Annotated in this window: 1 protein-coding gene; it reads right to left on the bottom strand. The window is 66.1% G+C overall.

Annotation, left to right across the window (positions count from 1 at the left end; genetic code table 11):
• Positions 1-68 precede the first annotated feature (68 nt).
• On the bottom strand, positions 69-930 hold an 862-nt coding region (locus EN750_RS36485; RefSeq protein ID WP_145968294.1), incomplete at its 5' end, for an MFS transporter.

The raw sequence follows: 930 nt of genomic DNA, 5'->3' as shown, positions 1-930 counted from the left end.
GCTCCAGACAATGCCTGTCAGGAGGTTGGGCCTGTCAGGAAGTTGGGCCGGTCAGGAGGTTGAGCTCGTCAGGAAGCTCGGCGCACGGACGACCGATACAGCGCGAACATCACCAGCACCGCGTCGAGGCCGGCGATCACGACCGGCAGCCCGAGCGGGCCGATGCCTTGCATGAGCACGCCGGCACCGGGTGGGCCGACGATGCCACCGACGCCCCACATCAGTGCAAAGGCAGCGTTGCCGGCGACCAGCACAGAGCCCTTGAACCGGCTGCCGAGTTCGACCAATGCCATGGTGTAGACGCCGTAACCGACCGCGCCCATCACCAGCAGCACGACCCAGATCAACGGCGTTGTGATCAGCAAAGGCAGCAAAAGCGCGCAAACGGTTGTTGCCAGCGCGCAGACGATGATCATGGCGCGGCCGCCAAAACGCTCCGCCAGAAGGCCGAGTGGTATCTGCAGCAGGATGTTGCCGAGGGAAAGCGCCATCACCAGCGAGGCCAGAACGGCTTCCGCCAGGCCATAGCTGGCGCCGAAGACCGGGACCAGCGCATAAGTGCTCTGCTGAACCGCCGCCGAGACAAGCACGGCAAGCAGCAGCGCAGGCGCCACCTTGGCAAAGCCGACAAGGCCGCTGGCAGGCTGGTCGTCATCCTCGAACCCGGTCAGCTTAGACGAGACCGCGTGCAGGATCACCGCGCAGAGCGCGAAACCGGCGACGCCGACCATGAAGGGCGCCCAGCCCGACGTACCGAGCAGGGTCAGCGCGAATGGTCCGGCGGCGTAGCCGGCGCCCATCAGCGTGTTGAACACGCCCATCACCCTGCCGCGCCGCGATGGCGGCGCCAGCGACAGTGCCCACACCTCGCCGAGGATGTAGAGCGGGTTGATGACGACGCCGATGATGAAGCGGATGACGAACCAGGCC

Source organism: Mesorhizobium sp. M7A.F.Ca.ET.027.03.2.1, assembly GCF_003999175.1.
In the GTDB taxonomy this organism is placed as follows: Bacteria; Pseudomonadota; Alphaproteobacteria; order Rhizobiales; family Rhizobiaceae; genus Mesorhizobium.
Note: the sequence above shows the minus strand (reverse complement) of the source record. Positions and strands in the feature narration are given on the sequence as shown.